Source organism: Micrococcaceae bacterium Sec5.8 (assembly GCA_039636775.1).
In the GTDB taxonomy this organism is placed as follows: Bacteria; Actinomycetota; Actinomycetes; order Actinomycetales; family Micrococcaceae; genus Arthrobacter.
This window is the reverse complement of the sequence record CP143429.1, coordinates 1,337,280-1,360,935: the sequence shown is the minus strand read 5'-3', so window position 1 is coordinate 1,360,935 and position 23,656 is coordinate 1,337,280. Positions and strand designations below refer to the sequence as shown.

Below are 23,656 nucleotides of genomic sequence, written 5' to 3'. Positions count from 1 at the left end.
CCCGCGCCCGTGTCGCACCTGGGCGCGGCGCCTCACTCCGGGAACCGTTCAGCGGGTGACGGGCACCCCCGCCGGCCAGGGCAGCAGCGCAGGGAGGTCGACGCCGTCGGCCGCCGCTGTGGCCCGCAGGCTGCCCAGCGTCGGCGTCCGTCCCGCGAGCCAGGCTGCAATGTCGGTCAGCATTCCGTTGATGGCCGTCGACCGGCCTCCGGCGGCGCCGAGGGCCACGGCCGGCAGGCCGAGCGGCTGCAGGACAAACCGCTGCCCGTCCGGAACGCGCGCAGCCAGGAAGTCGAACAGGTGCTCGCAGAACGGCCGGCTCCAGGTTTCCGGGCCGCGGCCGGTACCGAGGTCGGTGGCGTGGATGGTGAGCTCGCGCCAGAGGGCCAGCCCGCCGTCGAACGCGGCTCCCCCGCGGAAGCTGATCGGCGCCTGCCAGCCTGCGCCGTCCAGCGCACCAAAGGCCTGCAGGGCACGGCTCAGGGCCGCCTCCACGTCGGCCCGGTGTTCCGCGAGGCTGTGGCCGGCCGCCATCTCGATGGCCCGGGTCCGGCCCTCGAAACCGCCGTCATAAAGCTCGACGGAGTCTCCGCGGGACGCGAATTCCACCTGGCGCGCCATCGCGGTGGCGATTCCGTTGACGTGGGCCAAAACGTGGCCGCGGGTCCAGCCCGGCAGGTCCGAGGGCGACTTGACGTCGTCCTCGGCCAGTCCGGCGATAATGTCCGTCACTGCGCCGGCGGCGCGGCGGAGTTCGTCCAGCAGTTGTTCCGGAGTGATTGGAGTCATGGCGAACATCCTAACCGAGCGTTCTCGATGAATCCGGATTAACTAAGAGGCCGCCGCGCCGTAGCGGTGGCGCAGATGCCGGCGGTCGTGCCGGGCCTGCCAGAACTCAATTTCGCGCGGCTGAACGGCGTACAACTGCCAGTCCGGGTTGTCGCTGCCGTCGGCGCCGGGCCGGGCGTGCCAGTCGTCCGCGGACGCAGCAGTGGACAACTCCACAACGCTGCCGGCGACGCGGACCTGCCGGCCCTGCTCTTGCCAGTAGAAGTTCAGCGCGGCCTGCGGATTCGCCGCTAGCTCCCGGCCCTTGCGTGAGGCCCGGGACGTGGCGAAGTGCCAGCCGTCGTCGTCGATGTCCTTAAGGATCAGCATCCGGGAGGACGGCTGACCGAGCCCATCCGCGGTGGCCAGACTGCAGGCGTTGGGTTGGGCCACGCCCGCGTCCAGGGCCTCGATGAGCCATTGCCGGAACAGCACCGCCGGGTCCGCGGGGGCCGTGGCCGGGTCGAAGTCCGGGAGCTGTTCAGGGAAATCGGGCAGGGCGCGCAGCATCTGGCGGAAGGTTTGACTCATGCATCCACCTTAAGCGCCGCGAGTTGGCACTTGGCGGCAGTGTCCGAAAAACAATGTCGCGAAGTGCCAACTCGTGGGGTGCGTGGGGCATGGCCCCTGATGCGGCGGAAGCTAGCCGGCGTACCGGCGGACCCCGGCGAGCTCACCTTCGAGGGCCAGCAATTGGCGCTCGACGGCGGCCGGTGCGGTGCCGCCCTGGGAGTTCCGGCTGTTCAGCGAACCTTGTGTCGACAGGACCGTGCGGACTTCCGGCGTCAGGTGCTCGGAGATGCCGGCGTATTCCGCGTCCGTCAGGTCCCACAGCTCCACGCCGCGGCTTTCGGCCTGCTTGACGGCGGCACCGGAGAGCTCATGCGCCTCGCGGAACGGAACCCCCTGGCGGACCAGCCATTCGGCAATGTCGGTGGCCAGTGCGAAGCCCTGAGGAGCCAGGGACTCCATCCGCTCGGTATTGAACGTCAGTGTCGCGATCATGCCGGCGACGGCCGGGAGCAGGACTTCCAACGTGTCGGCGGCATCAAAGACCGGTTCCTTGTCCTCCTGCAGGTCGCGGTTGTACGCGAGCGGCAGACCCTTCAGAGTGGCCAGGAGTCCGGTCAGGTTCCCGATCAGCCGGCCGGCCTTTCCGCGGGCCAGCTCGGCGACGTCCGGGTTCTTCTTCTGCGGCATGATCGAGGAACCGGTGGAGTAGGAATCGTGCAGGGTCACGAACGAAAATTCCTTCGTGGCCCAGAGGATCACTTCCTCCGAGACCCGGGACAGGTCCACACCGATCATGGCCGTGATCCAGGCAAACTCGGCAAAAACATCGCGGGATGCGGTGCCGTCGATCGAGTTGTGCGTGGCGGAGAAGAAACCCAGCTCCGCGGCGACGGCCTCCGGGTCCAGGCCCAGCGAGGAGCCTGCGAGGGCGCCGGAGCCATACGGCGAAACCCCCGCCCGCTTGTCCCAGTCCGCCAGCCGCTGCACGTCACGCAGCAGCGCCCAGGCGTGGGCGAGCAGGTGGTGGCTGAGCAGGACCGGTTGGGCATGCTGGAGGTGGGTGCGGCCGGGCATGGCCACGCCCTGGTGCGCCTTGGCCTGGCCGATCAAGGCATCGACCGTTGCGAGCACGCCGCGGGCAATGATCCGGGCGTGGTCGCGCAGGAACATCCGGCCCAGGGTGGCTACCTGGTCGTTACGGGACCGGCCGGCGCGGAGCTTCCCGCCGAGCTGGCTCCCGGCGCGCTCAATGAGGCCGCGTTCCAGCGAACCGTGCACGTCCTCATCAGACTCCGCCGGCAGGTAGGCGCCGGAGGCAACGTCAGCATCCAGCTGGGCGAGGGCGGCCAGCATGCCCTCAAGCTCGGCCTCGTCGAGCAGCCCGGCCTTGTGCAGCACGCGGGCGTGCGCCTTGGAACCGGCGATGTCATAACGGGCCAGCCGCCAGTCGAAGTGGGTGGACTTGCTCAGCGCGGCGAGGGCGTCCGCGGGGCCACCGGCAAACCGGCCGCCCCACAGTGCACCGGTGTTGGTCCCCGAGCGCCCCCCGACCTCGCTTTGCCCGGCCTGGGACCCCTGCGGGCGTGGGTCCATCTTCGGATTCGTCTCAGCCATCCGGTTACTGCCCTGCGACGCGGATGTCACGGCCGGAGGCGACCTTGGCGGACATGCCCCACAGCTCGATGAAGCCCTTGGCCATGGACTGGTCGAAGGTATCACCGGTGTCGTAGGTGGCGAGGGAGAAATCATAGAGCGAGGTGTCGGAGCGGCGGCCGTTAACGACGGCCTGGCCACCGTGCAGGCTCATGCGGATGTCGCCCGTGACATAGCGCTGGGTGTCCTCAATGAAGGCATCCAGGGAGCGCTTGAGCGGGGAGAACCACTGGCCGTCGTAGACCAGCTCGGACCAGCGCTGGCCGACGGTGGCCTTGAAGCGGGCCTGTTCACGTTCGACCGTGATGTCCTCGAGGTGTTTGTGCGCAGTGATCAACGCCATGGCTCCGGGTGCTTCGTAGACTTCCCGGGACTTGATGCCGACGAGCCGGTCCTCGACAACGTCGATCCGGCCCACCCCCTGGGCACCGGCACGCCGGTTGAGTTCCTTGATGGCCTGCAGCGGGGTGACCTTCACGCCGTCGATCGCGACCGGGATGCCGGCCTCGAAGGAGATGGTGACTTCATCCGGGGCCGGCGGGAATTCCGGGGTGGCGGTGTAGTCGTAGATGTCCTTGGTGGGCGGGTTCCAGATGTCCTCAAGGTAGCCGGTCTCGACGGCGCGTCCCCACACGTTCTGGTCGATCGAGTACGGGTTTTTCTTGGTGGTCTCGATCGGCAGTCCCTTTTCCTCGGCGAAGGCGATGGCCTTGTCGCGGGTCAGGGCGAGGTCGCGGACCGGTGCGATGCACTTCAGGTCCGGGCCGAGGGTCTGGATGCCGACTTCGAAGCGGACTTGGTCGTTGCCTTTGCCGGTGCAGCCGTGCGCCACCGTGGTGGCACCGAACTCGCGGGCAGCCTTGACCAGGTGCTTGACGATCACCGGGCGGGAGATGGCGGAGACCAGCGGGTAGTGGCCCTGGTACAGGCCGTTGGCCTTCAACGTCGGCATGCAGTACTCGTTGGCGAACTCATCGGACGCGTCGGCGACGTAGGCTTCCACGGCGCCGCAGCCGAGGGCCCGCTGGCGGATGGTCTCGAGGGACTCACCGCCCTGCCCGACGTCGACCGCCACGGCGATGACCTCGGCGCCGGTTGCTTCACCGATCCAGCCGATAGCTACGGAAGTATCCAGGCCACCGGAGTAGGCCAGCACAATACGCTCAGTCACTTCAATTGCTCCTTAGTTGTTTGGGAAATCTTAGGTGTGTGATGAAAAATCATTGGCCGGCTTCCTCAGCCAGCTGCAGGAACCGCGCAGCCAGGGCCGCGCCGCCCAGGGCGTCCCGGCTGACCAGCAGCACGGTGTCGTCCCCCGCGATGGTGCCCAGAACGGACGGCATGACGGAGTGGTCAATGGCGAGGGCCAGGAAGTTGGCCGCGCCCGGCGGAGTCCGGAGCACCGCGATGTTCGCTGATGCCTCGGCCGTGACCAGCAGTTCCCCGCAGAGCCGGGCCAGCCGCGCGTCGAGGATTTCCTGGGTGACGCCGCTCCGGGCGGCGCGTTCCCCGCCCTCTCCCGGTACCGCGTAGACGAGGACGCCTTCCTTGCCGCGGACCCGGACAGCGCCGAGCTCCACGAGGTCGCGGGACAGTGTGGCCTGGGTGACCTGCACGCCGTCGTCCGCGAGCAGCGCCGCGAGTTCCGCCTGGGAGCGGACGGACTCGCCGGTGAGGATCGCGGTGATGCGCGCCTGCCGGGCCGTCTTCGTGGCCGGGCTGGCCCCCGGCGAAGCTGGCTGGACGGACATTATCCGAGGCCCTCCGCCGGCGCCAGCCCATCAACCGGCGCCAGCCCATCAACCGGCGCCAGCCCATCGACCACGGCGAGGCCGGAGCGGTGCATCAGCCACGCCATCAGCGCCTTCTGGGCGTGCAGCCGGTTCTCGGCCTCGTCCCACACCACGGACTGCGGGCCGTCAATCACACCGGCGGCGATCTCATAGCCGCGGTAGGCGGGCAGGCAATGGAGTACGACGGCGTCCGGCGCCGCGAGCTTCATGGCCGCTTCATCCACCGCGTAGCCGCGGAACAGCTGCATCCGGGCCGCTTTCTCGTCCTCCTGGCCCATGGACACCCACGTGTCGGTGGCCACGACGTCGGCTCCGAGCAGCGCCTCGGCGGCGTCCACCGTGACGAGCACCGAGCCTCCGGTCTCCGCCGCCCGGTCCTCGGCGGCCGCGATGATCTCCGGGGACGGCAGGTAGCCGTCGGGTCCGGCGATCCGGACGTGCATACCCGCAGTGACGCCTGCCAACAGGTAGGAGTTGGCCATGTTGTTGGCCGAGTCGCCGAGGTAGGTCATGGTGAGTCCCGCCAGCCCGCCCTTGTGTTCTTTGATGGTCAGCAGGTCCGCGAGGAGCTGGCAGGGGTGGTAGTCATCGCACAGGGCGTTGATAACGGGAACGCGGGAATTCCCGGCCATGGCGACCAGACCGGCATGGGCGCCGGTGCGCCAGACAATGGTGGACACCATGCGTTCGAGGACTCTCGCGGTGTCCTCGACTGATTCCTTGTGCCCGATCTGGGCCTCGCCGGGGTTGATGATGAGGGCGTTGCCGCCCAGGTCCGCGATGCCGGTGGCGAAGGAAACGCGGGTGCGGGTGGAGGTTTTGTCGAAGATTACGGCCACGGTCTTGCGTGCGCTCCCGGCTGCGGCGAAGGGCTGAATGCTGTACGGGGCGGCCTTCATCCGGAGGGCGAGATCCAGGACCTCTGCCTGCTCGGCCGGGGTGAGGTCGGTGTCCTTGAGGAAGTGGCGGGTGGGTGCGGCTGCAGTCGAAGGGGCGGTCACTGGGCGTCCTTTGCGGTCCGGAGGAGGGCGGGCAGGGCCGCAAGGAAGCGGTCGGCCTGCCCGGTGGTGAGGATCAGGGGAGGCGCGAGGCGGATGGTGCGCGGGCCGGGGCTGTTCACGATGAAGCCGGCGTCGAGTCCCGCGGCCACCACGGCGGGGGCGACGTCGGCGTCGAGGTCGAATCCGATCAGGAGCCCTTCGCCGCGGACCTCGGTGACGCCCTCGATGGCGGTGAGGCCTGCCCGCAGGTGCTCCCCCACGTCTCTGACGTGCTCCAGCACATGCTGGGTCCCGAGCACGTGCAGGGTGGCCAGTGCCGCCGCCGTAGCCACCGGGTTGCCGCCGAACGTCGTCCCGTGCTGGCCGGCGGTCAACAGTGCGGACGTCTCCGGGCCAAAGGTGACCAGAGCGCCGATCGGGAATCCGCCGCCGAGGCCCTTGGCGAGGGTGACGGCGTCGGGCACAATCCCGGCGTCCGCGCTGGCGAGCCACTTTCCGGTGCGGCCGATCCCGGTTTGGACTTCATCCAGGATCAGCAGGGCGCCGGCGGCGCGGGTGGCCTGCCGCGCGGCCGCCAGGTAGCCGGCAGGCAGCGGCCGGACGCCGGCCTCGCCCTGGATGGGTTCAAGGAAGACGGCTGCGGTGGTCTCATCCACCGCGGCCCGGAGCGCGTCGATGTCCCCGAAAGGGACGTGCACGACGCCGCCGGGCAGCGGAGCGAACGGCGCCCGGTAGGCCTCTTTGGCGGTGAGCGCCAGGGCACCCATGGTCCGGCCGTGGAAGGCGCCTTCGATGGCGATGATTTTTGTGCGCGGCTTGGCTTCCGCGTCAGGATCGCCGATGCCACCGTTGCGCCGCGCCAGCTTGAAGGCGGCTTCGACGGCCTCGGTGCCGGAGTTGGCGAAGAATACCTTGGACCCGGCTGGAGCCCCGGTGATCTCCAGCAGCTTCTCGGCCAGCGCAATCTGGGTGGGGCTGGTGAAGAAGTTGGAGACGTGCCCCAGGGTGGCGAGCTGACTGGCGACAACCGAGGTGACGAACGGGTGGGCGTGGCCCAGGGCGTTGACCGCGATCCCGCCGAGCAGGTCCAGGTATTCCTTACCGTCCGCGTCCCAGACGAGGCAGCCGGCACCGCGCACCAGGACGCGCTGCGGGGTGCCGAAGACGCCCAGCAGTGAGGTGGAGTAGCGGGCCAGCCAGTCGGCTCCGCTGCCGGGACCGGCAGTTCCGACGATTTCGCCGAGTTCGGGGGATATGTCGAGTTGGTTCATGAGTTTTCCTCGTCCGGGACGACCTGGGTGCCGATGCCCGCCGTCGTAAAGGTCTCCAGGAGCATCGAGTGCGGCAGCCTGCCATCGACGATGTGCGCCCGTTCGACGCCGCCTTCGACGGCTGTGAGGCAGGCCTCCATTTTCGGGATCATGCCGGACTCCAGGCGCGGCAGCAGCTCGCGCAACTCCGTCGCGGTGAGCGAGGAAATCAGGGAGGTGCGGTCCGGCCAATTGGCGAAGAGGCCCTCGACATCGGTAAGGATCACGAGTTTGGAGGCGCCCAGAGCTTCGGCGAGGGCGGCGGCGGCGGTGTCCGCGTTGACGTTCAGGACCTGGCCAGTGGTCTGTGCCTGCTTTGCGCCCGGGTCGCCAGTTCCGTCGTCGAAGATCTCCGGCGCAACTGTCGAAATCACCGGGATACGGCCGGCTGCAATAATGTCCAGGATTCCCTCGGGGTTTACCCCGATGACCTCACCGACCTGGCCCAGGTCCACCTCTTCGCCGTCGACCACGGTGCCGGTGCGGACGGCGCGGAGCAGGCCGCCGTCTTCACCGGACATGCCCACAGCGTACGGGCCGTGCGAGTTGATCAGGCCGACAAGTTCCCGGCCCACCTGGCCGGTGAGGACCATGCGGACCACGTCCATGGCCTCCGGGGTGGTGACCCGCAATCCCCCTTTAAATTCTGATTCGATCCCGAGCCGGCTGAGCATGGCGTTGATTTGCGGGCCGCCTCCATGGACCACCACGGGGTGGATCCCGACGTGGTGCAGAAAGACGACGTCCTCCGCGAAGGCGCGGCGGAGCCCGTCGTTGACCATGGCGTTGCCGCCGTACTTGATCACCATCGTGGTCCCGGCGAAGCGCTGGATCCACGGCAATGCCTCGATCAGGGTGCCGGCTTTGTCCTGGGCGTCGGACATGGACGTGGTTTCGCGGGTCTCGGTGTGCACTGGCGTTCCCTAGCTGGAGTAGGCGCTGTTTTCGTGGACGTAGTCGTGGGTGAGGTCGTTGGTCCAGATCGTGGCCTCGGCGTTGCCGGCCTGGAGGTCGATCTCGACCAGCACCTCGCGGGGTTCCAGGTCCACGAGGCCGCGGTCATCGCCGATACTGCCGTTGCGGCAGATCTGGATGCCGTTCATGGACACGTTGAGCTGGTCGGGTTCGAACGCCGCATCGGTAGTTCCGACGGCGGAGAGAACCCGGCCCCAGTTGGGGTCTTTACCGAAGATCGCCGCCTTGAAGAGGTTGGAACGGGCCACGGCCCGGCTGACCACTTCGGCGTCCATTTCACTGAAGGCGTTGAACGTGCGGACCGCGATGTCATGGCTGGCGCCCTCGGCGTCGCCGATCAGCTTCCGGGCCAGTTCCGCGCAGACCTGCGTCAGGCCCGTGCCGAAGTCGACGGCGGACGGGACGGCACCGGAGGCTCCGGAGGCGAGCAGCACCACGGTGTCGTTCGTGGACATGCAGCCGTCCGAGTCCGCCCGGTCAAAGGTCACCCGGGTGGCATCGCGCAGCACGACGTCGAGCATTTCCGGCTGGACGTCCGCGTCCGTGGTGAGGACCACCAGCATGGTGGCCAGGCCCGGAGCGAGCATTCCGGCGCCCTTGGCCATGCCGCCAATGGTGAATTGCTTGCCGTCGGCATCGGTGCCGAGAAAGACCGCCTGCTTGGCCACGGAGTCCGTGGTCATGATCGCGGTGGCGGCCTCCGGTCCGCCGTCGGCGCTGAGTGCTGCTGTGGCGGCACCGATTCCGGCGAGAATCTTCTCCATGGGGAGCTGCTCACCAATCAGGCCCGTGGAGCAGACGAAGACGTCGGTGGCCGAGACGCCGAGCGCTTCGGCCGTTTTCTCGGCGGTGGTGTGGGTGTTCTGGAAACCCTGCGGGCCGGTGCAGGCGTTGGCACCGCCGGAGTTCAGGATGACGGCGTCCACACGGCCGTCCTTGACCACTTCGCGGGACCAGTGCACGGGGGCAGCGGCCATCCGGTTGGAGGTGAACACGGCCGCGGCGGCCTTGACAGGGCCATCGTTGACCACGAGGGCCAGGTCGGGGTTGCCGGAGGTCTTGAGGCCGGCGGTGACTCCGGCTGCGCGGAATCCCTGGGGGACGGTAATGCTCATGGTGCGACTCCCTGCAGTTCGAGGCCGGCGGTTTCCGCCAGGCCGAGGGCGATGTTCATGGACTGCACAGCGCCGCCGGCCGTCCCCTTGGTGAGGTTGTCGATGGCGCACGTGACAATCACGCGGCCGGTGTGGCTGTCCAGCGCCAGTTGCAGAACGGCGTGGTTGGAGCCCTGGACCGACTTGGTGGAGGGCCAGCGGCCCTCGGGCAACAGGTGCACGAACGGTTCATCGTCATAGGCCTCGCTCCACGCCTGGCGGAGTTCCTCGGCGGTGACGCCGGGCCGCACCTTCGCGGTAGCGGTGGTGAGGATGCCGCGGCTCATGGGGGCCAGCGTGGGCGTGAAGGACACCGTCACCGGAGCGTTCAGCGCCCTGGAGAGTCCCTGTTCAATTTCGGGGGTGTGCCGGTGTCCGCCGCCCACACCGTAAGGGCTCATCGAACCCATGACCTCGGCGCCGATCAGATTGACCTTGGCAGCCTTGCCGGCCCCGGAGGTACCGGACGCGGCAACAATGACGACGTCGTCGGCTTGAAGCAGGTGGTTGCTGAAGCCCGGGGTGAGAGCCAGCAGGGCCGACGTCGGGTAACAGCCGGGGACAGCGATCCGCCTGGCACCCCGGAGTGCCTCGCGCTGGCCGGGGAGTTCGGGCAGTCCGTAGGGCCAGGTGCCTGCGTGCGGCGACCCGTAGAACTTTTCCCAGGCGGCAGCATCCTCGAGCCGGTGGTCGGCGCCGGCGTCGATCACCAGGGTGCCGGCCGGCAGTTTCGCGGCGATCTCCGCGGAGGCGCCGTGCGGCAGGGCCAGAAATACGACGTCGTGTCCGGACAGGTTCTCCACCGTAGTGTCCTCGAGGATCCGGCTGGAGAGGCCATGGAGATGAGGCTGCAGTTCCCCTAGTCTGGAACCGGCGTTGCTGTGCGCCGTGATGGCGCCGATGGTGACATTCGGGTGGCCCGCGAGCAGCCGGAGCACCTCGCCGCCGGCATAGCCGCTTGCGCCGGAGACGGCAACAGAAAGAGTCATAGCAGGAACTATACAGCAAGAGTATGCATAGATGCCGATAATTATGCATACGCTGTTTCGTGCCCCCGCCGCCTGCCGGGCCCTCCACCGGCGTTCACACGCGAAGACATTTTCGGAGTGGGCGGTGACGGGCGGGGCGTATGCTTGACCAAGGGTGATCCAGAGGGTGCAGTCCGACTGTCGGCTGCAGCGTTGCCCGTAACAGTTACGAGGCACGTGCTCCATGACCCCCACCACTGCTACGCCGGATCGCCCCGTTTCGCGGATCCGCCAGCCGAACGCCGTCGTTCTGAGCTATTCCGAACTCCTTAAAACCGTCAAGGCCGCAGGCCTGCTCGAGCGGCGCGTCGGCTTCTACATCGCGGTGTTCGCCGTCCTGGTCCTGCTGATGACCGCCACGTGGTTCGGCTTCGCACTGATTGGCGACAGCTGGTTCCAGCTCCTTATCGCTGCCGCCCTGGGTGTCCTGTGCACCCAACTGAGCTTTCTCGCCCATGAGGCCGGGCACCGGCAGATCTTCGCGTCCCGCCGTGCCAACGACTGGGCTGCCAGGCTGCTCGCCACGTCCGTCGCCGGGATCAGCTACTCGTGGTGGGAGCAGAAACACGGCGCACACCATAACCACCCGAACGTCATTTCCAAGGACCCGGATATCGCCACCGGGGCGATCGCGTTCTACCCGGAAGCCGCAGCCACCCGGCAGGGCCGGTTCTCGTTCTTAACCCGCAAACAGGGTTGGCTGTTTTTCCCCCTGCTCTTCCTCGTGGGCCTGGGCCTGCAGATCGATTCGATCAAGTTCATCTTCCAGCGCGCGAAGGTCACGCACCGCTGGGTTGAAATCCCGATCCTCGCGGTCCGCCTGAGCCTGCTGCCGGTGCTTGCTTTCACCTTCCTGCCCTGGGGCATGGCGCTCGCGTTCATTGGTGTGCAGCTCGCCGTCTTCGGTTTCTACATGGGCGCCTCCTTCGCGCCGAACCACAAGGGCATGCCGGTCCTGCCGGCCGACAGCCGGGTGGACTTCTTCAGCCGCCAGGTGCTCACGTCCCGCAATATTTCCGGCGGGCGGTTCATGGACATCCTCCTCGGTGGCCTCAACCGCCAGGCCGAGCACCACCTCTTTCCGGATATGGCCCGGCCCCAGCTCGACAAGGCTGCCGTGATTGTCCGCGAGTTCTGCGCGAAGCACCAGGTTCCCTACACGGAAACCACCCTTCTGCAGTCCTACGGCATCATCGTCCGGTACCTCAACGACGTCGGGCTCTCCGCCGGACGCCATTTCGAGTGCCCGATGGCTACTGTCACCCGCCGATACTAAGTAGCTACCCGCCTCCGCGGACGCGAAAATAATTGACGTGATCTTCCAGTTCGACCCGAAGTGACGGCCGGATAGCGGCCGTCACTTCGTCGTTGGTGCCGGTGTCCTTAGGATGGGGACAGGATGAGGGCCGGTATTTGCGGCCCGGAATCCGCGCCGAGGGATCCCAGCCCAGCAAGGAGTCACATGATGCATGCAATCGTCGCCCGCGAATCCGGCGGCCCCCGGGTCCTTGAGCTGTCGGAGGTGGAGCGCCCGGTCCCGGGACCCGGCCAGCTGCTGGTGAAGGTTGCCGCCATCGGCGTGAACTTTATCGACACCTACAAACGCAGCGGCAGCTACAAGGTGGGTTACCCCTTCACCCCAGGCTCCGAGGCCTCCGGAACTGTGGCGGAGATCGGCGCCGGAGTGACCGGTTTTTCATCCGGTGACCGGGTGGCCACGGCCGAAGGCGCCAACTGCTACGCCGGTTACACCCTGATCGATGAGGACAAGGCGCTGCCGGTCCCCGCCGGTGTGGACGACTTCACGGCCGCGGCTCTGCCGCTGCAGGGCATTACTGCGCACTACCTGATCAACTCCTCGTTCAAAGTGGAGCCGGGCCACACGGTCCTGCTGCATGCCGGAGCGGGCGGCGTCGGACTCCTGCTGATCCAGCTGCTCAAAGCCCGGGGTGCCCACGTCATCACCACCGTCTCTACCGACGAGAAGGAGTCGCTGGCCCGGGAAGCCGGCGCTGACCATGTGCTGCGCTACGAGGGCTTCGCCGTCAGGGTCCGCGAGCTGACCGGCGGCGCCGGCGCGCATGTGGTGTACGACGGCGTCGGGAAGGACACCTTTGACGGGTCCCTGGCCTCCCTTCGCATCCGCGGGACCCTTGTTCTCTTCGGCGCCGCGTCCGGTCCGGTGCCCCCCTTCGATCCGCAGCGGCTCAACGCCAGCGGCTCGCTGTACCTGACGCGGCCGACGATCGTGCATTTCCTGCGTGACGCCAAGGAGCGCCGCTGGCGTTCGGATGAGCTCTTCGCCTCGGTTGCCGACGGGTCCCTCAAGGTCCGGGTCGGCGCCCGCTACGACCTTGCCGAAGCCGCCCAGGCGCATGATGACCTGGAGCAGCGGCGCACCACTGGAAAAGTCCTCCTGGTTCCCTGAACCGGTCCCCGGGTCCGCGCCTGAGATTCCAGGCACATAATGGGACTCTGGTGCGTTCGTCCGGGCCGACGCACGGTATTAACACACGAGCGGCACCGTTAACGCACGTGCGACGCCGGATAACCTTCCGTTCACCTAAGCCGGAGACGATTTCCCCGTGACTGAGCAACAACAAACCCAGCACAGCGACCTTCCGCGGGCTGCTGCCACTGCCGGAGCGGCCTTCCAGGCGCAGCTTGCGGGCACCCTGGCGACGCCGCCGGAGCGGACGCTCGTTGACATCCTGAAGGACACGGCCGGGCGTTTCCCGGATGCCTCTGCGCTCGATGACGGGCATCAGTCGCTCAGTTATGCCCAGCTGTTGGTAGCGGTCCGGGCCAAGGCGCGGGAGCTCCACGCCGCCGGCCTGGGAGCGGGCGACAAGATCGGCGTCCGGATTCCGTCCGGCTCCAACCTGCTCTACGTCTCCATCCTGGCCATCCTGATGGTTGGGGCGGCCTATGTCCCGGTGGACGCCGATGATCCCAATGAACGGGCCAAACTCGTCTTCGGTGAGGCGAGGGTGGCCGGTGTCCTGCGCGGCGGCGAGATCGTGACGAACAGCTTGCGCCCCCGCCCGTTTCCCGCTCCCCGGCTCCCCGGCCCGGAGGACGACGCCTGGGTGATCTTCACGTCCGGGTCCACGGGGACCCCCAAGGGCGTCGCGGTGCGGCACCGGTCCTCGGCAGCCTTCGTTGACGCCGAGGCCCGGCTTTTCCTCCAGGACGATCCGATCGGCCCGCAGGACCGTGTCCTGGCTGGACTGTCCGTTGCTTTCGACGCCTCCTGTGAGGAGATGTGGCTCGCCTGGCGGTACGGCGCCTGCCTTGTGCCGGCGCCGCGGGCCCTCGTCCGGACGGGCATGGACCTCGGCCCGTGGCTGATCAGCCACGGCATCACGGTCGTCTCCACTGTGCCCACCCTCGCCGCTCTCTGGCCGGTAGAGGCTCTGGAGAGCGTCCGCCTGCTCATCTTCGGCGGGGAAGCCTGCCCGCCGGAGCTCACCGAACGGCTGGCCGTCGAGGGTCGCGAGGTCTGGAACACGTACGGACCCACCGAGGCCACAGTCGTCGCCTGCGCCGCCCGGATGGGCGGTCCCGGTCCGATCAGGATCGGCCTTCCCCTGGACGGCTGGGACCTCGCCGTCGTCGACGCCAACGCCGTACCTGTCGGCGAAGGCGAGATCGGTGAACTGATCATTGGCGGCGTTGGCCTGGCCCGGTACCTGGACCCGGCGAAGGACGCCGAGAAATATGCCCCCATGCCGTCGCTGGGCTGGACCCGTGCGTACCGCTCCGGAGACCTGGTCCGCTATGAAGCTGAGGGGCTGATTTTCCAGGGCCGCGCCGATGAGCAGGTCAAGCTCGGTGGACGCCGGATTGAGTTGGGCGAGATCGATGCCGCCCTGCAGGCTCTGCCTGATGTCGCCGGCGCGGCGGCGACGGTGCAGACAACGGCGGCCGGCAACCAGATCCTCGTCGGATACCTCGCAGCGGCAGAGGGACGCGGGCTCGATCTGGCCGCCGCCCGGGAAGCCCTCGGTGAAAGCCTGCCGGCTGCGCTCATCCCGCTGCTGACAGTCGTTGATTCGCTGCCCACCAAGACCAGCGGCAAGGTGGACCGCCGTGCGCTGCCGTGGCCGCTGGCCGGCGCCGGCGCTGCCGGCGCCGATGCGGCCCCGTTGAACCTTCCTGAGGATGCCTCGTGGATCGTGGAGCAGTGGAGCGCGGTGCTGGGGAATGCGGTGTCCAGCCTCGACGCCGACTTCTTCGCCTACGGGGGCGGGTCGCTGGCCGCTGCGCAGCTTGTGTCCGCCCTTCGCGTGCGCTTTCCCACCATCACGGTTGCGGACATTTACGCGACCCCCCGGGTCGGGGCGCTCATCGACACCGCGCGACAGTCGCTGCCCGACGGAGGACTGGTTCCGGTCCCGGAGCGCACAGTCCGGCCCACGGCCCGCAAATCGCAGGTCTTTCAGACGCTCATGGGCATACCGTTGCACCTCCTGGTAGGCATGCGCTGGCTGACATATCTCATGGCTGCTAACAACCTGCTCTTCTCCTTTGCCGGTTTCACGGCTGCGCCCACCGTGTCCTGGTGGTGGGTCGCGGCCTCCTGGCTCGTTTTCGTCAGCCCTGCCGGCCGGATGCTGATCTCCGTCTCCGCCGCCCGCCTACTGCTCCGCGGGGTGGTCCCGGGAGCCTACCCACGCTCCGGCCGGGTGCATCTCCGCCTCTGGCTGGCGGAGCAGATCCAGGACCTGGCAGGCGCGGTCAGCCTGGCCAGCGCCCCCTGGGTGCCCTATTACGCCCGGGCCCTCGGGGCGAAAATCGGCCACAACGTCCAGCTCCACTCACTGCCTCCCGTTACCGGCCTGCTCTCGCTTGGCAGCGGTTGCAACATTGAACCTGAAGTCGATCTTTCCGGCTGGTGGATCGACGGCGACATCGTCCACATCGGCGCCATCCACATCGGGCCCGGCGCTGCGGTCGGCAGCCGCAGCACTCTGATGCCCGGTGCCACCATCGGAGCCGGGGCCCAGGTGGCCGCCGGATCGGCCGTGCTGGGCAAGGTGAAGGCCGGCCAACTCGTGTCGGGGTCTCCCGCTGAGCGGCGGGGCAAAGCCAAGCACACCTGGCCGGACACTCCCCCGGAGAATCCGCTGATCGGCCGGCTCTGGTTCGCCGGCTTCGCCACCGCCTCCGCCGCCCTGGCCCTGATCCCCTTTCTGTCCGCTGCCGGGGCAGCTTCTGTGGTCTTCGCGTTCATCCGGGGCAGCGAATCACTGACGGCCGCGCTCCCCCAGGTCCTGCTGTCTCTGCCGCCGGCAGCCCTGGTCTGGTTCCTTTTAAACCTTGTGCTGATCCTTGCCACCACCCGACTTCTCGGCGCGGGGCTGGCCGAAGGCTACTACCGGGTGCGCAGCAGGATCGGCTGGCAGGTCTGGGCGACCGAGCGGGTGCTGGACATGGCCCGAGACCTGCTCTTTCCCATCTATGCCAGCCTCTTCACGCCTGTTTGGCTGCGTCTGCTCGGCGCCAGAATCGGCAAAAACGTGGAAGCGTCAACTGTTCTGCTGATCCCGAAGATGACCACGGTGGGCGAGGGCGCATTCCTTGCCGACGACACCATGGTGGCCACCTACGAACTCGACGGCGGGTGGTTGCGGATCGCCCCCGCCAAGATCGGCAAACGCTCGTTCCTCGGCAACTCCGGGATGACCGCGGCCGGACGCAGTGTGCCCAAGAACTCCCTGGTGGCAGTGCTTTCCGCTACCCCGGCAAAATCGAAGTCCGGGACTTCCTGGTTGGGCAGCCCGCCGGTCCGGCTCCGGCGCACCGCCATCGCCTCCGATGACACCAGGACGTACCAGCCGCCACGGAAACTAAAGATCGCCCGCGCGCTGTGGGAACTGTGCCGCTTCGTCCCGGTCGTGGCGACGGTTGCGATCGCGGCCGGCGTCTTGATTGCCCTCGATTGGCTTGCCGCGGTCTCCAATTACGGCGTCGCGGCACTCTTGGGCGGCGTCGTGGTCCTGATCGCCGGCGCCGTGGCTGCCGGCAGCGCCGTCGTAGCGAAATGGTTGCTGGTGGGACGCATCAAACCCGGCGAGCACACGCTGTGGAGCTCTTTCATCTGGCGCAACGAGGTGGTTGACACGTTCATCGAAATGGTCAGCGCCCCCTGGTTCGCCCGCTCCGCCACCGGAACACCGGCCTTGGTCTGGTGGCTCCGGGCCCTCGGCGCAAAGATCGGCGCCGGCACCTGGTGCGAAAGCTATTGGCTGCCCGAAGCAGACCTCGTGACCCTGGGGAAGAACTCCACGGTCAACCGGGGCTGCGTCGTCCAGACCCATTTGTTCCACGACCGCGTGATGAGCATTGACACTGTTACGCTCGAAGATGGGGCAACGATGGGCCCGCACGGAGTGATCCTTCCGCAGGCCCGGATCGGCAAGGGCGGCACGGTGGGCCCGGCGTCCCTCGTGATGCGGGGTGAGACGGTGCCCGCCGGGACGTACTGGATGGGTAATCCGGTCAGTCCGTGGGGTGGGCCTGCTGCGCCATCCCCCACGTCGAAGTAGCCAGCCCCAACCCAATACGCTCCTGCAATCCCGAAGGTCCCTCGATGAGTTCCAGCCCCCAGAGTTCCACCGCTGCCGCTGGCACCGGAGGACTCCCGTCCTCCGATCAACCCGCCGTCTCTCCGGATCCTTACTTGCCAGGGCATGGCACCGACGCCTACCGTGTTACCCGTTATGAAATCGAGCTGGACTATAAGCTCAGCAGCAACCGCCTGAACGGGCGCGCTGTGGTCCACGGCGTGACCCAGCGGCCGACGTCGGCCATCGTCCTGGATCTGACCGGGCTCCGGGCCACGAAGATTCAGCTCGGCGGCCGAAAGGTTCGAAAGTTCAGCCACCGGGCCGACCAGCTCGTCGTGGTTCCCGAGGCCGCATTGCTCCCGGGCGAGGACTTCATCCTGGATATCCGCTACGAGGGCAACCCTTCTCCCCGCCGGGGTTTGTGGGGCGAAGTGGGCTGGGAAGAACTGACCGACGGGGTGCTCGTGGCCGGGCAGCCCAACGGCGCGCCGTCCTGGTTTCCCTGCAACGACCACCCGCTGGACAAGGCAAGCTACCGGATTTCGGTGACCACCGACGCCAACTACCGGGCCGTGTGCAATGGCCTCCTGGTCTCCCGTACCAGCCGGTCGAGCCGCGAGACCTGGATCTATGAGCAAACCGAGCCCATGTCCACCTACCTCGCCACAGTACAAATCGGCCGCTATGAACTCCTGGTGCTCAATCCCGGCCATCCGGAATCCCACGTACCGCAGTATGCGGCCGTTCCGGCGGTGCTGGCGGATATGGCCCGCGCGGGGCTGACGCGACAACCCGAGATGATGCGCACCTTCATCGATTGTTTCGGGCCCTACCCCTTTTCGGAATACACGGCCGTGGTGACCGGGGACGACCTGGAAATCCCATTGGAAGCGCAAAGCCTGTCCATCTTCGGTCCCAACCACTTGACGCAGGACTGGGAGTCCCAGCGGCTCATTGCCCATGAATTGTCCCATCAGTGGTTCGGCAATTCGCTGACGGCGGCCTCATGGAAGGACATCTGGCTCCACGAGGGATTCGCCTGCTACGCGGAATGGATCTGGTCCGAGGAAGCCGGCATTATGTCTGTGGCGCGCCGCGCGGCAGGTGCGTGGCGGAAACTCAAGGCCGGCAAGCAGGACTTGCTGGTGGGCGACCCTGGACCGGAGCTCATGTTCGATGACCGCGTCTATAAACGCGGCGCCTTGGCACTGCATGCCCTGCGCCTGCGCTGCGGCGACCTGGCATTTTTCTCCCTGCTCCACGACTGGGCCGGCCAGAACCGTCATGGCTCTGTCTCGACGGCGCAGTTCATCCTTACCGCTGACCATGCGACCGGGCTCGACACCGAAACTCTCCTTCACCCGTGGTTGTATCAGGAAGCGCTGCCACCCTTGCCAGGCAGCGACTAAACTCGGGGGATTCTTTTCTCCACGTGCTCGCCGAGGGTCCTTTCAGGCCGCGGGTTGGTACTTTGCGGGTAGAGGGTCGACGGGGAGTTCCTGGTCGGGGTCCGGGCCGGGGTCCGGCGGCAGTCCCGAGTCCAGCTCCGCGTCCAGGTCCCAGCCCGGGTTCTTGTCTGGTGGCGGGTTCCAATCCACGTCCGTGTCCTGTTCCTCGTCCGCGGGCGGGTCCCAGCCCTGTCTCTCGTCTGGTGGCGGGTCCCAGTCCACGTCCGTGTCGTGTTCCTGGTCCGGTGGCGGGTTCCAGTCCAGGTCCGTGTCGTGTTCCTCGTCCGCGGGCGGTGTCCGGCCCTGGCCGTTGTCCAGTGGCGGCCCCGGGTCCGCTTGCCGGTCCGGGGTCTTCTCCGCCGGGGAGCCCCGGTCCGGGGGCTGGGTCAGTGCTGCGAGGATGGCTGGCCAGGGTGGTGGTTCCCAGTCCTGGGATTCGCTGGGGTACCGCCGTCCCATTGGTGAGGTCCATCCGGGCGGGTGGTTTTTGCTGGCCCCGGTGGGTGTCCAGGCTGAGGTGTGTTTGAGGCGGTGGTGTTTGCGGCAGGGCTGGCCGAGGTTCGTGATCCCGGTGGTGCCGCCGTCGGCCCAGGCCAACAGGTGGTCTGCTTCGTTGTCCAGGGAAGCATTGTTACACCCTGGAAAGGGGCACTTCCCGTCCCGGAGCCGCAGCCACTGCCGCTGGGAGGTGGTGAGCCGGTAACTGCTCCGGCCGATCTCCAACGGTGCCCCGTCGCGGGGATCGGTCAGGACCCGGTAAAAGGACCCGGACCCGTCGGCGACCAGGCGGCGGGCCACCGACGGCGGAACCGGCCCGTACCCGTCCAACACCGCCGGTTCCCCGGTAAGACCGAGCAGTGAGAGCACCGGGACGGTGATCAGGACCTGCGCCCGCGGCGACGGCACACCCCCTGTCCCCGTCCCACCCGTTCCACCCGTTCCATCCGTTCCATCCGTTCCATCCGTTCCACCCGTGGCATCCGTTCGATCTGTCCCGCCCGTCAGCAGCCACGCCGCGGTGATGTCAGCGCGGAGCTGGGTCAAGGTCCTGGTCTCGGCCGGGCCCTGAAGGGCGCGCGCGGCGGTGGTGGCCCGGTCCCAGGCCGCGGACGCGGTCACGGCCGGGAGGTAGGCCGAGAACCAGGCCATGCCATCCCGGTCCGGGACGAACTCCACCCGCCGGTCCCCGACGCAGGTCGCGTGCCGGGCCTCGATACTGACCGGGTGGTGGCGTTCACGCCAGGTCCGGGCTTTGGCCCGGAACCGGCCCGGGACAAGCTCCCCGGCCGGGCAGCCCCGGGCCGGGTTCGGCGCCGCGGGATCCAAAAAATGCGCTTCCAGCCCGGCCGTCCCTCCCCGGTCCAGGCCGGTGCTCTCCCCGACCATGACCCGGGCGTGCTGCCAGGACAACTCCCCGGCCTGCAACGCCGCCAGAGTCAACGGCAACCCCGAGCACAGTGCCCGGGACTCGCAGATCAAAGCCCCGGCAGCACGTTCGCTGACCGTCAACACACACGCGACCTCCGCCACGACCGCCATCTCCCACGCGGTGCGCTGCTGCGGCGAGACCGCCGGCGGGGCCAGTGCCTCCGCGGCCCGGACATACTCACCGGTCAACCGGACCTTCACCGCCGCGGCCCGGGCCTCCAACCGCGCCACCTCAGCCAACCCCTCCAGACACGCATCCGCGACGTCCCGCAACAGATCCCCACCCGCCCCGCCCGGCTCCGCGGAACCCGGCCCCCCACCGGGCAGGTCCGCCCCGAAGATCGCGGCAAGCGCCGCAACAGAGCCGGCAACGGCACCCACCGCCTCCACGCACTCCCTGCTCAAAGCTTCCCCGCTCTTCACACCTTCAGACTAAACCGGGGCACCGACAATCCTGATCCCACCGCTGCTGGGGCACCGGAGACACGGAATCGACAGCACACGCTTCGTCAGCTTCTTCGAAGCGAAGGAATCTCAATGCTGTGTCCACGGATGTCGGTGTACCTTTCGGGTGTCCCGGCCGGAGCACCGGAGCACTTTTAGTCTGTCCAGCCGGGGTAGAGCTTCCGAGCCGGGTCCGGCAGGTCGGTGGCGGTGGCGGGAGGTTGTCCGGACCGTGGGACTGGCCGGATGCCCAGTGGAAGAACACGTCGGCGGTGATCGCTTCTCAACAAGGGACCTGGGCCCGGAACCAGTGCGTGGAGACGTCGCCTTCGACGCAGGTGCCATAGCCGAACAAGTTCCCGTCCTCATCGCGGGTGCGGGCGACGGCGAAGATGATGCAGGGCCAGGATCCGGCGTCCCAGCCTTCGCTGCCCCGGCAGCCCAAACCACGGCGTGACTTCGAGGGTGTCCACCCAGTTGTACCCGTCGCCTGCCCTGTCGTCCGCGGGAAGAACCGGTGCGGCTACGGGCTCAGCGGTGCCGGTCGTGACGGTGCCGGTCGTGACGGTGCCGGTCGTGGTTGCGGTCAGACCACGCCCTGGTCGGGAAAATGGATTGGCGTGACTTCCGTTGGTTAGGGGCGGTCAGCGCTTGCGAAACAGGAGCGGGTACATTGCTGCGGACAGTGTGCCGGCAATGACTCCGGCCGTCGCGCCGGTGGACCAGGAACCAGTCACCCAGCGCGTTAAGACGATGACCACGGTTGTACCGAGCACCACCGCAGCGATGAAGGCGACTACCCGCAGCCGCGGTCTTTGGGGAGAGTCCATGGGCTCACGGTACGGCACGGGAGCGTGCGGCAGGGCCACATGGCACCCTTGTGCACCCCGGTTAGAGTGAGGGCATGACGTTGGGGGACGCGGCCGGTCCGCTGATACACCTTCAGGACTACGTCTCGATCATTCTGCTCTCCAGCCAGATGCTCAACTCGACTTTGGAGGAAAAAGAGAACCGGGTCACCGAAATGGTCCTCACCACCCTGAACCCCACCACACTGATCGTTGGCAAAGTCATCGCCCGCTTCATGGTCAGCCTCGCCCAAATCCTGGTCTTTCAGACCCTCGTCGTCATCGGCTACCTCTTCTTCCGGGAAAAACTCGCCCTCCCCGACGTCGACCTCTCCCACCTCAGCTTCGAACCATGGACCATGATCGTCGGAGCGCTGCTGCTCATCGGAGGCTTCACGGACTTCACCGGTGTCTCGTCGCGATCGGCGCGATCATGCCCACCGCCAAAGACGCCGGAACGATCTTCGGACCCCTCTCATGGCCCTGATTTTCGTCCCCTTTCTTCGCCGTGACTCTTATCCTCTTGGACCACCGGGCACCCATCGTGCAGATCTTCACGTACTTCCCGCTCTCGACCCCCGTGACCGCCATGCTTCGCAACGGCATCGGGACCCTCAGCACCCTCAAGGCCACCCTCGTCATCGGGTTCCTCGTCATCGGGTTCCTCATCCTCCGCTTCGCCGTCCACCTCTTCCGCTACGGATCCATCCAATACTCAGGCAAACTCTCCCTCGCCGGAACCTTCCGCAAACGCAACGCCCTCACCGGGAAACGACTCCGTCCCCGCCGGCACGCGCGGGCGTTGACGGCTTTTCCTGAACGCTTCCACCATCTGCTCTGGAACCCCACGCCGCGAACCCCGGCAGCTCACCCAGTCCCGGCAAGATACATAGTCCGGCCAAGACCCGCTATCGCGGATCACCCATCGGAGGAGTCACATGCGCAAGCTAAAGGACACCAAGCCCATCGGGCACGCACTGATCTGGATTGCGATCTACCTCGTCGCCGTTAACATCGGCGACATCATCGGGGAAGCACTCGGCTTCCCCGGCCTCACGGGCATCGTGCTGATTATTCTGTCGATCGTGCTCATCATCTACCTGCGCGTGGGTGGCCGGCTTACGTTCTACGGGGTGTGTCCCGTGCAGCCCGGCACACTGCCACCCACGCTCTTCTACCTTCCTCTATTCGCGATCGCATTCCTGGCGTACACCAAAGGATTCGCGCCCGGACTTGACCTGGAAGCCATCGTCTTCGCGATTCTTTTGATGGCGGCCGTGGGTTTCATTGAGGAGCTCCTCTTCCGCGGTTTCCTGCTCCAGGCGCTGCGGACGCGCGGCAGCTTCACCCGCGCGATCATCATTTCAGGAGTCACCTTCGGCCTGGGGCACATCGTTAACCTCCTGCGGGGATACTCGCCCACTGACCAGGCCCTGCAGGTGGTCGCGGCAGTGCTCATCGGCATTGCCCTGGCATACTGCGTGGCGCTCACCGGGAGCATCATGCCCGGCGTTGCCTTCCACATCCTGTTCAACATCAGCGGCACGATTACCGCGCACTCCGTGGTCGGGGACTCCGTGACGGTAGGAATCATCGCGGCCGTGATGATCCCCTACATTCTGTTCTTGCGCAATCGCCTCGCCACGACCGGCCCTGCGGTCAGCGCCCCGGCCCTCAAGGTGGCATGAAGCTGGAGCACCACCGAGCATCGTCAGTCAATAGCAGGAGTAGTAGGAACCCCGCCCCTGCTCCAACCAGGGAGGACGCCACCCCTGCACGCCACCGCGTCAGGCGTCCTCGGGTTCCACGCCGGCGGTATGGCCCTCACAGCTGCAGTGCCTGTGGTTGCAGCCCTGCATCGGAGCCACCACACCTCATGGGGTCTAGAGTGGGGCCAACGGCCGCCACGGCCGAATCCGGGGGAAGAATCATGGTCGAAGCGCGCGTGCACATTGACAGGGTCAGGATGGCCTGCGGGTCTATCGCGCACACCGACCTGGTCCCAGTGGAATCCGCCCTGACGGGCAGGGCCGGATAGGTGTCGATCGCCGCAGCCCAACGCGATGTGCGGCGCGTCTATGCGGGCGGATTCTACGGTCAGCTGGTGTCCGGGGCGGTGTGGCTTGTGGCCGCCGCGGCGGCCACATGGTTCTCTCCACCGGCCGCTGTCGGCGCACTGTTCTTCGGTGGAATGCTGATCTACCCGCTGACGACACTCGTCATTCGGCTTTCCGGACGGCCCTCGTCGTTGCCGGCCGGGCACCCGATGGCACCCCTGGCGATGCAGATAGCGTTCACGGTACCGATCGGCTTTTTCGTGATCGTGGCCATGCTCGACGGACGCACTGACCTGTTCTTTCCAGCTGGCATGGTCATCGTCGGGGCGCACTACCTCCCCTTCGTCTTCCTCTACGGCATGCGCCTGTTCGCCGTCCTGTCCGCAGCACTGGTGGTACCAGGCGTCCTCCTCCTGTCTGGGCTGCCCGTCCCGTCCACCGTCGGCGGATGGTTCACCGGGGCACTGCTCATGGTCTTCGCTTTCCTGCTTCGCTCGTCCGCCCGCTCCCTGGAGAACACCCCGCTTAGCCGGGGACGCTGACGTGCCGGCTCGGGCCCTGCCCGGGTGCCCGCCGACGGCGGCCGAAACCGGATGCCGTTGGC

The 23,656-nt window shown here is 67.3% G+C and carries 20 protein-coding genes; 8 read left to right on the top strand and 12 right to left on the bottom strand.

The window, feature by feature from the left end; genetic code table 11:
• Positions 1 to 48: 48 nt before the first annotated feature.
• The 10 genes from VUN84_06240 to argC all read right to left on the bottom strand — a co-directional run bounded on the left by VUN84_06240 (position 49) and on the right by argC (position 10,216).
• Positions 49 to 789, bottom strand: coding sequence for a maleylpyruvate isomerase family mycothiol-dependent enzyme (locus tag VUN84_06240; protein ID XAS65257.1), 741 nt, complete (start codon positions 787 to 789; stop codon positions 49 to 51).
• 42 nt (positions 790 to 831) lie between these two features.
• On the bottom strand, positions 832 to 1,359 hold the full coding sequence (locus tag VUN84_06235; protein XAS65256.1) for a pyridoxamine 5'-phosphate oxidase family protein: 528 nt from the start codon (positions 1,357 to 1,359) through the stop codon (positions 832 to 834).
• A gap of 111 nt (positions 1,360 to 1,470) precedes the next feature.
• On the bottom strand, positions 1,471 to 2,934 hold the full coding sequence (gene argH / locus VUN84_06230) for an argininosuccinate lyase (protein XAS65255.1): 1,464 nt from the start codon (positions 2,932 to 2,934) through the stop codon (positions 1,471 to 1,473).
• 25 nt (positions 2,935 to 2,959) lie between these two features.
• The gene (locus tag VUN84_06225; GenBank protein ID XAS65254.1) at positions 2,960 to 4,165 is read right to left on the bottom strand and encodes an argininosuccinate synthase; all 1,206 of its coding nucleotides are present in this window, start codon (positions 4,163 to 4,165) and stop codon (positions 2,960 to 2,962) included.
• Between the two features lie 49 nt (positions 4,166 to 4,214).
• Positions 4,215 to 4,745, bottom strand: coding sequence for an arginine repressor (locus VUN84_06220; protein ID XAS65253.1), 531 nt, complete (start codon positions 4,743 to 4,745; stop codon positions 4,215 to 4,217).
• Positions 4,745 to 5,788, bottom strand: coding sequence for an ornithine carbamoyltransferase (gene argF / locus VUN84_06215; GenBank protein XAS65252.1), 1,044 nt, complete (start codon positions 5,786 to 5,788; stop codon positions 4,745 to 4,747). The genes VUN84_06220 and argF overlap by 1 nt, the downstream gene beginning before the upstream one ends.
• A complete protein-coding gene (locus VUN84_06210) occupies positions 5,785 to 7,059 on the bottom strand; it encodes an acetylornithine transaminase (protein ID XAS65251.1) in 1,275 nt (424 codons plus the stop codon). Before VUN84_06210 ends, argF begins: the two co-directional genes overlap by 4 nt.
• Positions 7,056 to 8,012 carry an acetylglutamate kinase gene (gene argB / locus VUN84_06205; GenBank protein XAS65250.1) on the bottom strand — a complete coding sequence of 319 codons (957 nt, stop codon included), beginning with the start codon at positions 8,010 to 8,012 and terminating at the stop codon, positions 7,056 to 7,058. The genes VUN84_06210 and argB overlap by 4 nt, the downstream gene beginning before the upstream one ends.
• Positions 8,013 to 8,021: 9 nt before the next feature.
• Positions 8,022 to 9,188, bottom strand: coding sequence for a bifunctional glutamate N-acetyltransferase/amino-acid acetyltransferase ArgJ (gene argJ, locus VUN84_06200; GenBank protein XAS65249.1), 1,167 nt, complete (start codon positions 9,186 to 9,188; stop codon positions 8,022 to 8,024).
• A complete protein-coding gene (gene argC / locus VUN84_06195; GenBank protein ID XAS65248.1) occupies positions 9,185 to 10,216 on the bottom strand; it encodes an N-acetyl-gamma-glutamyl-phosphate reductase in 1,032 nt (343 codons plus the stop codon). The genes argJ and argC overlap by 4 nt, the downstream gene beginning before the upstream one ends.
• Before the next feature lie 223 nt (positions 10,217 to 10,439).
• Here argC and VUN84_06190 point away from each other — a divergent pair, with 223 nt between their 5' ends.
• The 4 genes from VUN84_06190 to VUN84_06175 all read left to right on the top strand — a co-directional run bounded on the left by VUN84_06190 (position 10,440) and on the right by VUN84_06175 (position 18,236).
• On the top strand, positions 10,440 to 11,531 hold the full coding sequence (locus VUN84_06190) for an acyl-CoA desaturase (protein ID XAS65247.1): 1,092 nt from the start codon (positions 10,440 to 10,442) through the stop codon (positions 11,529 to 11,531).
• Between the two features lie 186 nt (positions 11,532 to 11,717).
• A complete protein-coding gene (locus tag VUN84_06185; GenBank protein XAS65246.1) occupies positions 11,718 to 12,683 on the top strand; it encodes a quinone oxidoreductase in 966 nt (321 codons plus the stop codon).
• A gap of 247 nt (positions 12,684 to 12,930) precedes the next feature.
• Positions 12,931 to 16,806, top strand: a complete 3,876-nt coding sequence (locus VUN84_06180; protein ID XAS65776.1) for a Pls/PosA family non-ribosomal peptide synthetase — start codon at positions 12,931 to 12,933, stop codon at positions 16,804 to 16,806.
• A gap of 44 nt (positions 16,807 to 16,850) precedes the next feature.
• Entirely contained in the window at positions 16,851 to 18,236 is a 1,386-nt protein-coding gene (locus VUN84_06175) for a M1 family metallopeptidase (protein ID XAS65245.1), read from the top strand.
• Positions 18,237 to 18,278: 42 nt separating this feature from the next.
• On the opposite strand, the gene VUN84_06170 is transcribed toward VUN84_06175, so the two are convergent.
• Both VUN84_06170 and VUN84_06165 read right to left on the bottom strand, forming a co-directional pair.
• Positions 18,279 to 20,126 (bottom strand): DUF222 domain-containing protein, encoded by a 1,848-nt coding sequence (locus tag VUN84_06170; GenBank protein ID XAS65244.1) that lies wholly within the window; start codon positions 20,124 to 20,126, stop codon positions 18,279 to 18,281.
• Positions 20,127 to 20,791: 665 nt separating this feature from the next.
• Positions 20,792 to 20,977: a hypothetical protein gene (locus VUN84_06165; GenBank protein XAS65243.1), complete on the bottom strand. Its 186-nt coding sequence runs from the start codon at positions 20,975 to 20,977 to the stop codon at positions 20,792 to 20,794.
• 74 nt (positions 20,978 to 21,051) lie between these two features.
• Here VUN84_06165 and VUN84_06160 point away from each other — a divergent pair, with 74 nt between their 5' ends.
• The 4 genes from VUN84_06160 to VUN84_06145 all read left to right on the top strand — a co-directional run bounded on the left by VUN84_06160 (position 21,052) and on the right by VUN84_06145 (position 23,594).
• A complete protein-coding gene (locus VUN84_06160) occupies positions 21,052 to 21,507 on the top strand; it encodes an ABC transporter permease (protein ID XAS65242.1) in 456 nt (151 codons plus the stop codon).
• Positions 21,504 to 22,007 carry a hypothetical protein gene (locus tag VUN84_06155; GenBank protein XAS65241.1) on the top strand — a complete coding sequence of 168 codons (504 nt, stop codon included), beginning with the start codon at positions 21,504 to 21,506 and terminating at the stop codon, positions 22,005 to 22,007. The genes VUN84_06160 and VUN84_06155 overlap by 4 nt, the downstream gene beginning before the upstream one ends.
• The gene (locus VUN84_06150; protein ID XAS65240.1) at positions 21,934 to 22,683 is read left to right on the top strand and encodes a CPBP family intramembrane glutamic endopeptidase; all 750 of its coding nucleotides are present in this window, start codon (positions 21,934 to 21,936) and stop codon (positions 22,681 to 22,683) included. Before VUN84_06155 ends, VUN84_06150 begins: the two co-directional genes overlap by 74 nt.
• 350 nt (positions 22,684 to 23,033) lie before the next feature.
• On the top strand, positions 23,034 to 23,594 hold the full coding sequence (locus VUN84_06145; protein ID XAS65239.1) for a hypothetical protein: 561 nt from the start codon (positions 23,034 to 23,036) through the stop codon (positions 23,592 to 23,594).
• Positions 23,595 to 23,656 lie beyond the last annotated feature (62 nt).

What these genes read in the sequence shown, in the direction of transcription:
- VUN84_06240 (XAS65257.1), bottom strand. Translation starts at nt 789, where the DNA reads ATGACTCCAATCACTCCGGAACAACTGCTGGACGAACTCCGCCGCGCC.
- VUN84_06235 (XAS65256.1), bottom strand. Translation starts at nt 1,359, where the DNA reads ATGAGTCAAACCTTCCGCCAGATGCTGCGCGCCCTGCCCGATTTCCCT.
- argH (XAS65255.1), bottom strand. Translation starts at nt 2,934, where the DNA reads ATGGACCCACGCCCGCAGGGGTCCCAGGCCGGGCAAAGCGAGGTCGGG.
- VUN84_06220 (XAS65253.1), bottom strand. Translation starts at nt 4,745, where the DNA reads ATGTCCGTCCAGCCAGCTTCGCCGGGGGCCAGCCCGGCCACGAAGACG.
- VUN84_06210 (XAS65251.1), bottom strand. Translation starts at nt 7,059, where the DNA reads ATGAACCAACTCGACATATCCCCCGAACTCGGCGAAATCGTCGGAACT.
- argJ (XAS65249.1), bottom strand. Translation starts at nt 9,188, where the DNA reads ATGAGCATTACCGTCCCCCAGGGATTCCGCGCAGCCGGAGTCACCGCC.
- argC (XAS65248.1), bottom strand. Translation starts at nt 10,216, where the DNA reads ATGACTCTTTCTGTTGCCGTCTCCGGCGCAAGCGGCTATGCCGGCGGC.
- VUN84_06190 (XAS65247.1), top strand. Translation starts at nt 10,440, where the DNA reads ATGACCCCCACCACTGCTACGCCGGATCGCCCCGTTTCGCGGATCCGC.
- VUN84_06185 (XAS65246.1), top strand. Translation starts at nt 11,718, where the DNA reads ATGATGCATGCAATCGTCGCCCGCGAATCCGGCGGCCCCCGGGTCCTT.
- VUN84_06175 (XAS65245.1), top strand. Translation starts at nt 16,851, where the DNA reads ATGAGTTCCAGCCCCCAGAGTTCCACCGCTGCCGCTGGCACCGGAGGA.
- VUN84_06165 (XAS65243.1), bottom strand. Translation starts at nt 20,977, where the DNA reads ATGGACTCTCCCCAAAGACCGCGGCTGCGGGTAGTCGCCTTCATCGCT.
- VUN84_06160 (XAS65242.1), top strand. Translation starts at nt 21,052, where the DNA reads ATGACGTTGGGGGACGCGGCCGGTCCGCTGATACACCTTCAGGACTAC.
- VUN84_06150 (XAS65240.1), top strand. Translation starts at nt 21,934, where the DNA reads ATGCGCAAGCTAAAGGACACCAAGCCCATCGGGCACGCACTGATCTGG.